Origin of the sequence: Vibrio sp. Of7-15, from assembly GCF_022347565.1 — a bacterium.
Lineage (GTDB): Bacteria > Pseudomonadota > Gammaproteobacteria > Enterobacterales > Vibrionaceae > NORP241.
In genome coordinates, this window is record NZ_JAKRGH010000004.1 from 146,369 (window position 1) to 161,735 (window position 15,367).

The window sequence follows — 15,367 nt, forward strand, 5'->3', positions numbered from 1 at the left end:
TTCAAATACTGTTCTAACTTAACTACTGTATGCAAAAACGAAAAAAGAGGATCACCAGATCCTCTTTTTATGAATACTGCTGATCATAACAATCAGCTAACGATAATAGGTATTTACGCTTTTTCGGCAGCAACCACTGAGATTTCAACAAGAAGTGCATCCCGAGCCATACTTGCTTCAACACAAGCACGGGCAGGTGCGTGCCCTTGTGGAACCCAGTTATCCCATACTTCATTCATTTCCACGAAATCTTTCATGTCTTTGATGTAAATGGTTGCAGAAAGCATGTGTTCTTTGTCACTCCCCGCTTGCTCAAGCAGTGCTTCTACTTTGTCTAGCATGGTTTGTGTTTGCTCTTTAATGCCTTGCGTCGCGTCTGCACATACTTGACCACATAAGTAGATAGTGCCGTTGTGCTTTACAATACGGCTCATGCGCTGGCCAGTTTCTAGACGTTCGATCATCTTAGTTAACCTTTATTTACTTTGAAAAAACTCAAGAGACTATTCTAAACCGTATCTATTGAGATATCGATAATTGTAGCCCTATGAAATTGTGTTACTCTTTTGATATTGTTTAAATTCCACTCAACAATAAAAAGATCTCTTATGAAAAAAGTATTTTTATTTGATTGGGGTGACACTCTCATGGTCGATTACCCTGCATTAGAAGGAAAAATGTGCGACTGGCACCATGTTGAATCGGTTGAAGGGGCTCACGAAGCTCTTAGTGCTTTGTCTCAAGAAAATGACATTTATATTGCAACCAGTGCTGCTGAGTCTAATGAAGATGAAATTAAAGCGGCATTTAAACGTGTCGATTTAGATGCTTTTATTTCTGGCTATTTTTGCTTCTCTAACCTTAAAATTAAAAAAGGCGATCCACGCTTTTTACCCGAAATTTTAAACAAGCTTGGCGTACTACCAGAAAATGTCACCATGGTTGGTGATACTTGGCAAAAAGACATTCAACCCGCTTTAGATGCAGGTATAAATGCCGTCTGGCTTTATCGTGAAAACAAAAAACCTTCACTAACAGAAGAAAAGCTCACCATTATTCATTCGTTATCTGAATTACATAAATAACACATAAAACTATTGCGTCATTCATTATGGAGATAGATATGGATATCAAACAATTGCATAAAGGATCGTGTCATTGTGGCTCTGTAGAGTTCGAAGTACATTTACCTAACGGACTGGTTGATGTACGTCGGTGTGACTGCTCTATGTGCCGCCGACGTGGTGCTATTGTCGCTTCTATCTCTTTAGATGGTATTAGAATCATTAAAGGGCAAGATGTCCTAAGCTTATACCAATTTAACACTCATACGGCGAGGCACTATTTTTGCTCAAAATGCGGTATTTACACGCATCACCAACGGCGATCTAACCCACATCAATATGGCTTCAACGTTGCCTGTTTAGAAGGCGTCAACCCATTTGAATTGAAAGACATTCCGGTGATGGATGGAGTAAATCACCCCGCAGATAGAATGAAAGCAAACAAAAAAGCCCCACTCACTGAGTAGGGCCATAGTTAGATGTTATGCTAATCAATTAACCTTGTTTTCGCTTACGAGAAGCACTTTGAGTCGTGCGATACATCTTAGTTAAGCTGCGGTTTTGTTCACGAATCTCTGCCAAAGAAGCCCCATTTCTGGCCTGTTCTCTTTTGAGCTTTTCGTAATTTTTAAAGCGCCTAGGATCAAGTTCTCCTGACTCTAACGCAGCTTGTACAGTACAACCTGGCTCTGTTTGATGCTGACAATCTGAAAAGCGACACTGCTCCGCTAATTCAGTAATTTCCGAAAAAGCGTCGGCAATTCCTTGCTCACAAGAAGCGAGCTGTAACTCTCGCATTCCTGGTGTATCAAGCAATAAACCGCCCGATGGCATCACATGCATAGCACGACCTGTTGTGGTATGCCGGCCTTTGCTGTCATCTTCACGAATACCGCCCGTTTGCTGCGCTTCTGAACCCAGCAAGGTATTTACCAGTGTTGATTTACCAACACCAGATGAACCAAGAAACGCGACGGTTTTTCCAACACCACACCAATGAAGCAATGGAGTAACGCTATCAGGATCCAACCCATTAACGGCTTCCACCATTAGCATTGGCTCTAACTGCTGAACTTGCTGTACGTATTGATACGGATCGTCACAACAATCTGCTTTAGTGAGAACCACCACAGGCTCAGCACCTGCGTCATGAGTTAGCGCTAAATAGCGCTCTATTCGACTTAAATTAAAGTCATCATTAAGTGAGCAAACAATGAATACTGTATCCACATTCGCAGCGATCATTTGTGCCTGAACTTTACTGCCAGCAGCTTTACGGCTGAATTCAGATAATCTATCCAATACTCGAATGAATCGATTATCGTCATCTAACAAAAGCCAATCACCAACGGTGACATCACTCATTTTTGAATTAATGGGTAAAGTAAAGCTCGTTTCTTTCGAGTTTTCCTCTTGAGCCATACTAAGCAAAAAACCATTACGGTGATGTGCCATAACACGAGCGATCCGTACTTGTCCCCACTCTTCGAGGGAAAGTTGTTGTTGGAAAAATGGCTGCCAACCTAGTTGTGGCAAAGTAATTGAATTTGACATTGAAACCCCTAGCGCATCTATACGAGTGCGCCTGAATAAAATAATTTAATCAGGGGTATAGCGATCTGTCACAAAGCGCAAAGACTCTGTTTTTAAGATCCAGACCCCGGCTTGAATACCGGGCAGGAGAGCAAATTACGTTTAAAGAGACAGCTCTCGGCGTGCCCAGTTAGCTTTTAATACAATCATCAATACAATCTCCATCAGTGGTTAAAAACGTACTCAATCTAACAAACTTCATTCTCTATGCCAATAGGTATGTATATCTACTCTCCCTACTCACTCTATGATGATTAATAATCATACTCATATAATTTACTAACACTCTATACACTTTTAAAATTTTATTGTTTTTTAAATTGGTAATTCGGCATATAAGACCAACCAAGCATCACCAATAACAATAATTAACCAAAAAACAACACCAAGTTGACTTTTTACTCTAAATGCTAATTAGACACTGGTTGCATAATGTATTAAAAACATAGAAAAATAGTCATTATGTTCGATAAATACTCCAAAACAATTAAAAGCATTAATTTAAAATATAAAGCCTATCGCTAAAGATAATAAAAAGCTTACCTATCAATAGTGTTACGCAAACTAAAGTAATGAACAATAATTAAGCAGGTTCTAATCATGCAAACTTCAGTGTCAGCCTCCAGTGACCCCACTTCCAATAATAAATTCAAGCAGCTCATTCATTCTCTCGGCCCAGGTATCATGATGGCCACTGCCGCCGTTGGTGGCTCTCACCTTGTTGCCTCTACCAAGTCTGGTGCTATTTATGGCTGGCAGCTGGTTGGATTAATTTTGCTCGTAAACCTTTTTAAATACCCATTTTTCAGAGCTGGCGTGCAATACACCATGGGCACAGGAAATAGCCTGATCCAAGGATATAATGAACTAGGGCGTGGCTACTTATGGCTCTTCACCGGATTAAATGTCGTTTCTAGCATCGTTAATACCGCAGCACTATTACTTTTTAGTGCGAGTCTACTTGGCTATTTTCTGCCTTTTGAGCTGCCTCTAACTACCCTTGCTGGCGTTGTACTGGTTGCCTGCCTTATCATTTTATTCGCTGGGCACTACAAAGCACTCGATACTCTTTCCAAAGTAATTATGTCTGTACTTGTGATTGCTACCGTCAGTGCCGTCATAGTGGCAGCAGGCCAAGGCAGTGTCGCTCCTGTAGAGTTTGAATCCCCTTCTCCTTGGACCATCGCTTCTATTGGTTTCATTGTTGTTATGATGGGATGGATGCCAGCACCAATTGAGATATCATGTTTAACTTCTTTATGGCTAAAAAGTCAGAGAAAAGAACAAAAAGTAACGGCAAAGTCGGCCTTATTTGACTTTAATGTGGGTTACATTGGCACTGCGGTTTTGGCTATTGTTTTTCTCTCTTTAGGGGCATTAGTACTGCATGGAAATGGCGAAGAACTGAAAAGCTCTGGGATTGGCTTCTCACATCAACTTGTCGGTATGTACGCCACAAGCATTGGGGAATGGTCACGCTACTTAATCGCCGTTATCGCCTTTTTCTGTATTTTTGGTAGTACTATCACTGTCATTGATGGCTATGCCCGTGCGTTAGCCGAATCCAACTTATTAATTCAAAATAAAGAACTAGGAAACCGTCGTTATCACTATGGCTGGATGATTCTGATAGGGTCGACAGCAATGGGAATTTTAGTTTTCTTTACTTCTTCTCTGATGGCAATGCTTGATTTTGCGATGGTTCTGGCCTTCATGACAACACCTATCTTTGCTCTAATCAACTACCTATTAGTAGTAAAAGCGAACTTACCGCAAGAACTGGCTTTCAACCGTACAATGAAATGGCTTTCATGGGCGGGCCTAACCTACTTATTTGGTTTCTTAGCCGTGTTTATTTGGTGGAAGTGGTTAATGTAATCATAACGAATTAAAGATTTATCAACAAAATAAGGCTCCTGTTAAACAGAAAAATTAGCAGGAGTTAATCTCTTCTGATCACATTGCGATCAAAAAAGTTAACTTTCGATTGCTCCACAGGAATAACAAATAAAGCAGCGGGGTAAACAATCATTGAGATGTAATCACGCTCAGGGTTAGGGTGGCGCTTTTGGTAATAGATATACACTTCTTCCTGCTCAAGCCCAACATGCTCTACCACCAAATCGTAGCCCCCACTGGCTTTCGCTCCCCAGAAAATGCCAATCACCATCTCTTGTTCAAAATTAATATCAGGTGGCTGCGAGGTAGCATAAATCGACCAAAAAGCGGTAAAGCTTTCCTCCATATCCCACACTAGATGCTTTGTCTCTATTTCATCCAATTTTACATCATTCAGCGGCAGAGTTTCATAAGACACAGGCTGACCTAGAAAAGGGTAAGATGGTGAATCAGGCGCTTCCTCAGCGTGATTTTCAGAAGACTGATCCACCATCTCTGGCCTTTCCTCCTGCTTACTTGTGGCTACATCGTCCTGAGATTCAGATTCAATGTAGCCACAACCTAGAAAAAGAATACTACTCGCCATGGCTAGGCTAACTGCATTCCTCAACCGCCACATCCTCCTGGTAATAATGGAGAAAGAGGCATACTCGCCTTAAAGCTGATATTGTCTATCAAAACAACTGAATCGAAAATGTCATCGCCAGCATCAGTAATGAAGGTTCGATACATACCCGGCCCGCCAGTTACAGGTACAGAAACAGCCCTTGTTTTCCAGCCAGTTTGACCAACAGTGTCATCTCCGCCCGGTAAATTAATCCCTCCGATAGGAGAAAATACGGAACTGTTCACCGATTCAAACGCAACAACATTATTACTGCCATCTGGGGCAACAATGGTGATCTGAGTACAATCATTAAACTCTGTTCCTACCCATTCAGGGTATTCTTCTGTCACCATATTGTAAGTAACTTGAACAGGAATACTTGTCACTCCAGGCTGCACAACAAAGTCTTGAGTAATTGTGGTTGAGAGGTTACTTTCTGCTGGACCAGAGCTGATATAGCCCATTCTTGCTCCATCTGGGGGACTTAGAGGCCCTAGAAGAGTTGTCGAAGCCGCAGTCCCTGATGGCGTCCAACCAACAAGGTTATTTTCAAAGCTACCGTTAAAAATAGCATTGAAAGCATCAAGTCGGCCTTTACCCAACTGTAGCCCTGGTAATGGCTTCGCCGTTTTCTCTAATCGGGATTGAACCTGAGCTGCAGTTAATCCTGGGTTTGTCGCCCACACTAAGGCTGCAGCGCCGGCTACATGTGGTGTCGCCATTGAGGTACCATTTTTGGTTGACGTAGTACCCGCTAGCCCAAGTGACAGAATACCAGACCCTGGTGCAGCCATAGATACCCAAGCACCAAAGTTGGAGAAACCAGAGCGGCCATCCGTTGTGGTGGTTGACCCAATCGCCATAACGTTTGCATAAGCCGCAGGGAAAGCACTCGTCGTTGATGAGGTATTATCATTACCTGCTGCTGCAATAAAGAGCACGCCTTTACCTACCGCATAATTCACACCATTTTGTTTAGTGGCCGAATGGCTTCCTCCTCCACTATAGTTAATAATTTTCACGCCCATGTCTGCGGCTCTTTTCACTCCATCCGCAAATTGAGCATGTGAACCGCCGCCAGGACCTAATGTACGCACAATAAAGAGCGTTGCATTAGGAGCCATTCCTGATACTTGAGTCGCATTATTCGTCACGGCAGCAATGGTTCCCGCGACATGAGTCCCGTGGCTATTAGCATCTTCAGGAATAGAATCTCCATCAACGGCATCATAGCCTAACCAATTAATACCTAACGCAGGGATCACAACCTTCCATAAATTAGCCGCTAAATCAGGGTGATCCAAATCAGCGCCAGTATCCACAACCCCCACTAAAATCCCGGCTCCGCGAGAAATCACCCAAGCTTCATCGGCCCTTGATTTAGGAAACCCCCACTGAGTGGCATAATTAGGATCATTCGGAACCCATTCCGATAGCACATCCACGCCATTTGCTTCAGCACTCAAAAAAGCGAGCTCAGACTCTAATATCGCAATTGCATCAACCAATGCCACCGTAGTCGGGACACCTACCGTCATCAAACATAACGCAGGCTCATAGCCCAATACCTCGTAACCAAGTGCTTCAATAGCCGCTTCCGCAGCAGCAGTATCACTACAGTCGCCAGATAACTCCACCAATACCTGTCCTTTAACCACCTCAGTATTTAAATCAGGATCAGTAAAAATATCATCTTCAGATAAAGGAGTACCTAACCCGATAGGCAAATCGGTTATCACTAACATTCCTACTGGTGATTCTGCCGTATCGCCTTCTGGGAAGTGTGCAAATGCTTTAAAGTTAATAGTGGCTTCAGTGCTACCCGTTACTAAGTCGGCACCCGTAAATGCAAAGTCACTGGCTGCACCATCAGGGGCAACGCCATTATCATTTAAAGTAACAATCAGGCCGAGATCTTCACCACTTTCCCCGACCTTTCTGATCTCAACACTATCTGGTGTTCGGCTTGTGCCACTAAGTAAAGAGCTGAATGTCACCGCAGTTGGCACATCAGGCTCAATACCTGAAGGGAATGCCCCAGGCAAACTCAGCATAGGATTATCGACTGCGGGATCAACAACAGTAACAGTGACATCAAAATTCGTTGTAACAGGGGGATCGTCAATCATCACTGTTTTCGTTAATGTGTATTCTCCCGGTGCTAGGCCTTGAATAGTCTCATTAATAAGGACCGTTTCTGTGTCTGTAACTCCTATTGAACCAAAAGCATCATTACTGATCAGTAAACCGCCCAGTGGATTTTCGGATTCACTGTAATCTAGATTAAAACTACCCGGCGTGCTGGTGGTAAATTCAACGCTATAAACCACGTTTAAGATCTCACCAACAGGGATAAGAAGTGAGTTGTCACCAGAAATAGCGACATCTGCGGAGGGCACTGGCTGCCCATAATGTTGAAAAAGAAGTTGGTAGTCAGAATAACCAACCGTACCATCACCATTAAAATCAGCCTGCGTACACTCAGGGTTACTGGCTGGTTGATTAAAACATTGGATCATTTCAAAAATATCCAAACTGTTAATCACCAAATCACCATTTAGATCTAAAGCAGTCAGGCTAACCCCGGCTGCTGCTTGTGCTCCTCCTATCGGTAAACAAAGGGTTGTTGTGAGTAACAGCGCTGTACTGGGTATAGTATATGAGCGCATGATACCTTCCTCCTCTTAGTTATTGCTGCATATCAGTAACTAAGTTTGACTACAACGTCGCCGTAGCCAAACTACTCCAAAAGCTACAACACCCAGTAATGACAACATATTAGGTTCTGAAACAGAGACTGCACTCACGGTAATATCATCTAGCACATCACTCGCAAAAGAAGGTGCCCCTGCTGCGTCAAGCACAACCACATCATTAAAGGCTAAACTTGCAACGCCTGCCCCAACCGCCTTAAACGTCAGTTCGACCAAGGTTCCATCGACCATAGATGGCATGAAGAAGAGCTCCACAAAGTCAAAGCCAATCTCATCAGGTAGAGTCACCGGAGAAACAGCCGTTGGATCAACCGGAGCACCTGGGAATAGCGGGAAAGTCACCGGATCTCCCCACATACTCGCAGGATTCAAAGCAAAAAAATCACCTGCAACTGCATCCATAAAAGCAATCACTGTTGGGTCAAAATAGATATCGGCATGAATAACAGAAACACCAGGAGGGGCAAGCCCTGTGATATCGAGATGGACTGTGACAGAATCTCCTACACCAACGCTGGTTGCAAGAGGATCTAGCACAATGACAGTAGCTGCTGAAAAATGAGAAAACAGCAACAACACTACACCAATGAGGACAGATCTAACCTTCATTCTACGCTCCTATATCACACTATCATTACTGAGCATTTAGTCATTATAGAAAGCGACTGACAAATATACGTAACTAACTACAACAGTATTGGCTCACATAAACCCCATAAAATAACTGCATAAATCGCACCATTTAGTAACTTATTCATCAATACCCTAATTTTAATAAGGTTTCTTCTTCACGGTGATAATGACTTTTATATCAACTGTAAAAAATATTGACGAGGTAACGAGTATGAAAATAATTAAATTCGATTCAGTAAGGAAAGCATCTAAAAAATCAAAGAGAAAAGAGAGTAAGCACATAATTGCTATTAAACTGAATATGTAAAATTTTCCTACACCATTACATGCACCCATTTCATTTGCCTGATTGATTAAAGTTCACTTTCATATACAAATCAATGACCTTAATTGAAAAGCTCTGTTCGAGGTATACTTACTGTACGCAATAACTTAAAAGGATTTAATCACATGAGTAACAGCATCAAATTAAGAGCACTAGAAAGAAGTGATTTAAGGTTTATCCACCAACTGAATAACAATCGAAGCATTATGTCTTACTGGTTTGAAGAGCCTTATGAATCATTTGATGAACTGGAAGAGCTGTATAATAAACACATTCATGACAACGCCGAGCGACGCTTTATTGCCGAAAACAAAAACAGCGATGCCATTGGTTTGGTCGAATTAGTAGAAATTGATTACATTCACCGCAGTGCTGAATTTCAAATCATCATTACCCCAGATTATCAAGGGCACGGGTACGCGATATCTTTAATAAAACTCGCTCTTGACTACGCTTTTACGATTTTAAATCTCAACAAAATCTACCTTCATGTCGCAACTGAAAATGTAAAAGCCCTTCATTTGTACAACAAAGCCGGCTTTATTGAAGAAGGACATTTAGTACAGCAATTTTTCATTAATGGTCAATATAAAGACGTTAAACGTATGTATATTTTACAGCGTGATTATTTACTACAGAACGTCACGTGAACCACACAATAAAAAGCACTCTGTATACCACTCCAACACAATCGCAACGACAAACACGGCATATAAAAAAACACCCCTGCTCTGGGGTGTTTTTTATTAAATTTTCAACTCTGATAAGTGACTAATGCAATGTTTTCTATCAGGTCTTTATGCTGGCGTCGGTTCTGCTGAAGGCATATCTTGCGATAAGTTTTTGATCCACTTGCCGCTTCTAATACGCAGGATAACCGGAATCATCTTCAACGCTTCTTCCAACAAGACTGCTGTATACACGTATTGAACAGGTAATTCGAACCAGAACGCGAGAACAAGCATAATTGGAATAGCACCAAACCACTGAGCAACCAAATCGAGGTTCATCGCAAACTTCGTGTCGCCACCACTTTTTAAGATACCTGACATCGACGTCATCGTAACGGAGCGCAGGAAAATGGAAGCCAATATGAATGGGAACAAGAGATGCACGGCATTCAGTACTTCAGGTTCAACGCCGTCAAACAAACCAATAAGAGGTTTTTGCGCGACCCATAAGATCCCAACAATCGTTCCACCAACTGTGATAGAAGAAATTAACCCTGCACGAATATACACACTCAACTCTTCTTGCTTGTTAGCACCAATTTTTTCACCAACAAGAACGCCAACTGCTGCCGCACAACCCCAACTAAAGGAGCCTAACAATATTTCCAGCGGAGCCAAAATTGACATCGCGGCAAGCGCCGTTCCATCAATGTTGCCATAAATCGTATGATAGGCAGTAATCCCACCGCTCCAAATAATTTCTCCGCCAATAATCGGCAAAGCAATTTTGGCAAAAGTAATGTTTCTGGCCTTGTCTCGCGCCACCGCAAAGGAAGCTTTCGAGAAACACAGTATTTTTTCACGAGCATTAACATAAAAGAAAAGTACAAGGGTTGATGTTGATCTCGCGATCAGAGTACCCCATGCGGCTCCTTCGAGACCAAGAGCTGGAAAGCCGAAATGGCCAAAAATCAGCAGGTAGTTCAAAGAAACATTCATAACCAATTCAAAAACAAAAAGATAAAGCACCAATTTCGGCTTTTGTATCGCTCTTAGACCAGCTCCCCAAATCACGGAGAAGCTCGTAACCAGCACACACAGAATAGATATTTGAATGTAATCAGTAGCCATTACTGCAATAGTCTCATCATTCGTCATGATGGATGCAATCTGATCACGGAATAACAGAACACAGGTGACAAGTACACTAGAGGCAATAACGGCATGTATCATTCCTATATGAATCGATACATTAAGGTTCTTTTTATCTTTCGCTCCCCAATACTGAGCACAAAAGATGGTTGTCGCACCACTAATTCCAACAATGACGTTAGAAATAAACCACAATACTCTAGATCCTATCCCCGCAGCCGCAACCGTATCGCCACCGAGAGCGGAAAGCATAAACGTATCGATAAAGCCAAGACTTGCAAATAACACACTATGTAATGCGATAGGGACAGCAAGGAATAAGATATCCTTGTAAGGTTTCATAATGTTCCTTATAAATTTGAATATCCCGATAACAATGTCACTGTTATCGGGATAAGTTAATTTCCTAGTTTGTATCTAACTTTAAGAGCAGCCAACATTGGCTAACGCCATATCTCTTGTTACGCCCCTCTCACTGATCAACTTCCCATAATAATCCGCACGCTCTTCATTTCCCTGCTCCAGATGGAGAGACTGCGTAAAGCTAGCCAACTCAACCCAAGCCATTGAATGGCGCTGGAAAAATGATTCATATCGCGCAAGTAATAGTTCACATATCTCAAGACGTTGACTATCGTTTACGGCTAAGTGGGGAAGATGATGTTTGTGCAAAAACATCAATGGATCAGGAACAACTGTCGGCATGAAGCCGTTATCCATGAGCTTCAAAGTAAAATCGGTATCTTCACCTTTTCGCAAGTTAATATCAAAACCGCCGACTTTTTCTACGCATTTACGTTTTACACAGTAACCATGAGAAGCACCAATTCGAGATGCCACATTGACCAGCTCTTCTTGGGAGTACGGAGTGTGGTGATCACTTTTTTCCGAGCGAATCAGTTTTCCATTTTCATCAGAAAACATCTTCATGACCCCCGAAAATGTAAAGCCTATACTATCGTCTGTTTTTTCCATTACTTCCTTCGTTCTTTCTAAAAACGCGGGATGAAGAGCATCATCATCATCTAAAAAGCAGATATAGTTACCTTTCGCGTTATCAATACCCACATTTCTTGCGCCAGATACACCAAGGGACTTTTCGTTTTTAATATATCTTATGTTATCAGCTTCAAACTCAGCCATTACGATGCTGTTGTCTAAAGTTGAGCCGTCATCAACCACAATAATTTCAAAGTCCGTAAAACTTTGAGATAAAGCACTGTCTAGCGCTCGTTTCAAAAAATCAGGCCTATTGTGCGTTGCAAGAACAATTGAAAAGATTGGTGTTACTTTAGTTTCCATTTTAACTATTTCCTTAACTACTTATTTACTCACCAGTTATTACGCAGGTTCACCGGTCCAATGCACATTCATAGATTCGAGGATTTCACTTCTTCTTGTACGGCGTTTTTCAACCCACTCAAAGTGACATTTCCGTTGTCTATCTTCATGAGCAATGGATGCATCAATAATAAGTGCACGTCGGAAATCACTAGATTGGTTTGCACCAGCTGAATGTAATACGTAAGGACAATGTGCAACCGCTTCACCAACCTTCAACGGTACTGGCGTGACATTTTGCAAAAATTTTGGCTGTAGCTCACTGGCCAATTCAAAACCTTGTGCGTTGATATTGTTATTAACCGACTGATGAGGAAGAACATCATATTCATGACTCCCTTCAATGTACCTCATGCAGCCATTGTGGGTATCTACATCTTGAAGTGGAACCCAAATACTGACACTGTTGTATTTCAACTCTGGACGCCAAAATGCCGCATCCTGATGCCAAGGGGTTTCAGCGGTGCAATGAGGGTTCTTGTTGATCGCATGAGCGAAGGTAACTGTTGCCTTTTCGCCAAAGTAGTCTGACGCAAACTCAGAAGCATCCTTAAACAGATCTGTCTCTTTTAAACTAGGACAATAACGATCAGGGTGCATAAGTTGCGGCACTTTCCAACGCCTCATGTTATTACCGTGTTCTTTTCCCGCCATATCATACAGGTCACCGTTGTCATAAGCTTCCTGAGACGAAAACACCTCATCATAAAACTCTACAAGGTTTTTCAGTTCCGACAGTGATAAGAGATCACGTACAATCTCAAATCCCCCAACTTTATACTTAGGTAAATTTTTCAAGGGCAACTCCACTTAATACATAAAAATAACCTGGTCTTCCAATTTCAATCGGAATGACCATACAAAGAAACATTTACGTTTTTCAATGCGGCAACTTTAAATAATTAAAACTATAAATAGCTTGATTACAAATAGCTCTTTAAGGAATTATACGCATGAAACATTCCCACTGAATTAAATTCACTGGTAAAGTTTCATGATTTTTAGATTTATTTCCTAACTAGGCTCTGACTATTTAACCACTTATTTTATATTTTCGAAGAAATATAAAACCAGGCTCAACCTTAATTATATAATTATAATTTTTATCTATGCTCACATTTAATACTTATTTTAAAGTGTGCATATGTTACAAGAAATTAAGCCCCCCTCCCAGAGAATAAAGGAGATATGTATCGCATTTTAATTTGTATATTGGTATGGCGTCTTATTACTGGGTAGAACTCACAAAAATAATATGAAACACATCATTAAACATTAATACACTATTGAAACTGCTCTAATTATATATAAAAAACACATTAACCAGCCTTACTTTTCTATTTAAATCTTGATCACAAGTCCAATTCTTGCTTCATACTTTACCTAAAACTCTAATGTTAATATTAAGAAGTTTCGAATGAAGAAATTTTCCATTGATAAAAAATATAAAACATAGAAAAAGGAATACTTTTACGAGGCTAATACACCCAAAATAAAGATTAAACCTAAGGTACAGAATATTAATTCTATCAATAAAGTTCTTTTCATCAATAGTGTTGCTGTACAACCTTGATTTCCATCACTACTTACTAAGCTCTGAGCTGCTCTTTTCCTTAGCGATTTTCTTAATCGTAATATAAAGGCCACTCCATATATCAGGGGTCTAAAAAATGGCGATGATTAAACGTCATCGCCATTTTTCTCTTATTATCTAAATTCAAGTTTAACTAAATTATTATCTTGTTTAACTTAGTGACACTTTAGACACTGGTAAGGTATCCCTTGGAACTAACCTCGCCATGGCAGCAATCACCACAATGGCAAATAACAACCTACCCCATAAAATGGACGTAATATCCGCTCCAATCAGTAAAATCAACAAAGTATCTTCAATTAAGCTATGCGCTAAACCCAAGAAGCACACCGACAGTAAAATATCCCGCTTACCAATATTGCCCGACTTTGCTTCATCAATCAGTAGCCCAGCCCCAAAACTCAACCCCAGCGTCAAGCCAATAATCGTAACATTAGTGGCTTCTTTACCAATGGTTAACGAACGCAATAATGGCGACAGCATTTTTTGCATTAAGGCTTCAATACCGATCAACCTCAGAACGCGTAATAGCAACATTAAACCTGCAATAATAAAAAAGATGGTCGCCAATATAGAAGCTTGATTTAATACCCAGTCTGACAACGCCGCAGATTGCTGTTCTGGCTGCCACAAAATCACCGCAGGTTGCTGCTGCCAATCACCAGCCTGATACACTTGATTCACAATAGCAGCAAGCACAAAACCACCCACCAACCTTAACGGAACCGTGATTCGCCAGCTTACGCCTGTCATTTTTGCAACAGCGCCTTCAATAGGCAGTGAATGGGCCACCAATAATAAAATACCTAAAACAGACACGTCAGCGACACTCAGATCTTGCCCCGCAGCAACATCAAAAAAGACTACTAGTGCCGTGTAAATATTCGTTAAAATCGCTGTAGCCCACACAAGCCCCATTTGCTCTGGCAAACCCACTAACTGCATTAAAGGCGACAACATTTGAGCTAACCACTCAGTTCCCCCGACCATATCGAGTGCTTTTACCACAATAAGAGCCGGCACCATGACTTTGAGTAAAGTAATGTACACCTTCCATGCATCTTGTAGTAAAGCTAAGCCTGCCTCTCCTACTCCTTTGAAGGTAATGGTCATTTTCTTTCCTTATTCTTATCAAACTATAAACAAAATTATAAAAAGAGAGGTTAGAAATATTTCTATTAGTTACACCTTGAGGTTAATATAAATTTCTTATTTAAAGGAAAAAGTTAATTATGTTTCTTGATCGTACAGATAAAGCCATTTTGCGCCAATTGCAAGATGACGCCTCAATGACAAACGTGGAGCTTGCCGATCGCGTAGGGCTCTCTCCACCAGCCTGTTTAAAGCGAGTGAAAAGACTACAAAAAGAAGAAGTGATCAGCCGCAAAGTCGCTTTATTAGATCAAAGCAAGCTTGGCCCATGCTTACATATGGTGGTGGAAGTTGAAATGGAGCGAGATCGGCAAGATCTTTACAAAGCCTTTATCCAACGAGTAAAGAAAGCCCAAGAAGTCAAAGAGTGCTACCAAGTCACGGGCGAAGTAGATTTCGTATTATTGGTAGTTGTGCCTGATATGCCCACCTACCAAGCCTTTTGCGACCGACTGCTTTACAGCGAACCAAACATGAAAAACTTTCGTACACTCATTTCAATGAACAGAGTAAAATACGAGACGTCAGTTCATATTCCAGATTAACTCCTCTGAGCGAACGCATTTGAGCTTATATCCAAGCAATAGCAATATTTACACTCAGAAGACAAAACCAGCCATAA

14 protein-coding genes are annotated in these 15,367 nt (G+C 41.2%); 5 read left to right on the forward strand and 9 right to left on the reverse strand.

Going from position 1 to position 15,367, the window contains the following annotated elements; all coding sequences use genetic code 11:
• Positions 1–113 precede the first annotated feature (113 nt).
• Positions 114–464 (reverse strand): RidA family protein, encoded by a 351-nt coding sequence (locus tag MHO82_RS06815; protein WP_239183119.1) that lies wholly within the window; start codon positions 462–464, stop codon positions 114–116.
• Positions 465–608: 144 nt separating this feature from the next.
• On the opposite strand from MHO82_RS06815, the gene MHO82_RS06820 reads away from it, so the two are divergent.
• Positions 609–1,085, forward strand: a complete 477-nt coding sequence (locus MHO82_RS06820; RefSeq protein WP_239183120.1) for an HAD hydrolase-like protein — start codon at positions 609–611, stop codon at positions 1,083–1,085.
• A 38-nt stretch (positions 1,086–1,123) separates the two neighbouring features.
• Positions 1,124–1,531 (forward strand): GFA family protein, encoded by a 408-nt coding sequence (locus MHO82_RS06825; protein ID WP_239183121.1) that lies wholly within the window; start codon positions 1,124–1,126, stop codon positions 1,529–1,531.
• 28 nt (positions 1,532–1,559) lie between these two features.
• On the opposite strand, the gene rsgA is transcribed toward MHO82_RS06825, so the two are convergent.
• Positions 1,560–2,618 (reverse strand): ribosome small subunit-dependent GTPase A, encoded by a 1,059-nt coding sequence (rsgA, locus tag MHO82_RS06830; RefSeq protein ID WP_239183122.1) that lies wholly within the window; start codon positions 2,616–2,618, stop codon positions 1,560–1,562.
• A gap of 639 nt (positions 2,619–3,257) precedes the next feature.
• On the opposite strand from rsgA, the gene MHO82_RS06835 reads away from it, so the two are divergent.
• Positions 3,258–4,535: a divalent metal cation transporter gene (locus MHO82_RS06835; protein ID WP_239183123.1), complete on the forward strand. Its 1,278-nt coding sequence runs from the start codon at positions 3,258–3,260 to the stop codon at positions 4,533–4,535.
• A 64-nt stretch (positions 4,536–4,599) separates the two neighbouring features.
• Here the strand turns inward: MHO82_RS06835 and MHO82_RS06840 are convergent, their stop codons facing one another.
• Genes MHO82_RS06840 through MHO82_RS06850 form a run of 3 tightly spaced genes read right to left on the reverse strand, consistent with a single transcriptional unit; the run spans position 4,600 to position 8,486 of the window.
• Entirely contained in the window at positions 4,600–5,166 is a 567-nt protein-coding gene (locus MHO82_RS06840; RefSeq protein WP_239183124.1) for a protease complex subunit PrcB family protein, read from the reverse strand.
• Complete coding sequence (locus tag MHO82_RS06845; RefSeq protein ID WP_239183125.1) at positions 5,163–7,832, reverse strand: S8 family serine peptidase; 2,670 nt, start codon at positions 7,830–7,832, stop codon at positions 5,163–5,165. Before MHO82_RS06845 ends, MHO82_RS06840 begins: the two co-directional genes overlap by 4 nt.
• A gap of 39 nt (positions 7,833–7,871) precedes the next feature.
• On the reverse strand, positions 7,872–8,486 hold the full coding sequence (locus tag MHO82_RS06850) for a hypothetical protein (protein ID WP_239183126.1): 615 nt from the start codon (positions 8,484–8,486) through the stop codon (positions 7,872–7,874).
• Positions 8,487–8,960: 474 nt separating this feature from the next.
• On the opposite strand from MHO82_RS06850, the gene speG reads away from it, so the two are divergent.
• On the forward strand, positions 8,961–9,485 hold the full coding sequence (gene speG / locus MHO82_RS06855) for a spermidine N1-acetyltransferase (protein ID WP_239183127.1): 525 nt from the start codon (positions 8,961–8,963) through the stop codon (positions 9,483–9,485).
• Positions 9,486–9,632: 147 nt separating this feature from the next.
• On the opposite strand, the gene MHO82_RS06860 is transcribed toward speG, so the two are convergent.
• The 4 genes from MHO82_RS06860 to MHO82_RS06875 all read right to left on the reverse strand — a co-directional run bounded on the left by MHO82_RS06860 (position 9,633) and on the right by MHO82_RS06875 (position 14,706).
• Positions 9,633–11,000: an MATE family efflux transporter gene (locus MHO82_RS06860; RefSeq protein ID WP_239183128.1), complete on the reverse strand. Its 1,368-nt coding sequence runs from the start codon at positions 10,998–11,000 to the stop codon at positions 9,633–9,635.
• Positions 11,001–11,081: 81 nt separating this feature from the next.
• Positions 11,082–11,960, reverse strand: coding sequence for a glycosyltransferase family A protein (locus tag MHO82_RS06865; protein ID WP_239183129.1), 879 nt, complete (start codon positions 11,958–11,960; stop codon positions 11,082–11,084).
• Between the two features lie 39 nt (positions 11,961–11,999).
• A complete protein-coding gene (locus MHO82_RS06870; protein WP_239183130.1) occupies positions 12,000–12,797 on the reverse strand; it encodes a phytanoyl-CoA dioxygenase family protein in 798 nt (265 codons plus the stop codon).
• A gap of 946 nt (positions 12,798–13,743) precedes the next feature.
• On the reverse strand, positions 13,744–14,706 hold the full coding sequence (locus MHO82_RS06875) for a hypothetical protein (protein ID WP_239183131.1): 963 nt from the start codon (positions 14,704–14,706) through the stop codon (positions 13,744–13,746).
• Between the two features lie 119 nt (positions 14,707–14,825).
• Between MHO82_RS06875 and MHO82_RS06880 the strand changes: the two genes are divergently transcribed.
• Complete coding sequence (locus MHO82_RS06880) at positions 14,826–15,290, forward strand: Lrp/AsnC family transcriptional regulator (protein ID WP_239183132.1); 465 nt, start codon at positions 14,826–14,828, stop codon at positions 15,288–15,290.
• Positions 15,291–15,367: the final 77 nt, after the last annotated feature.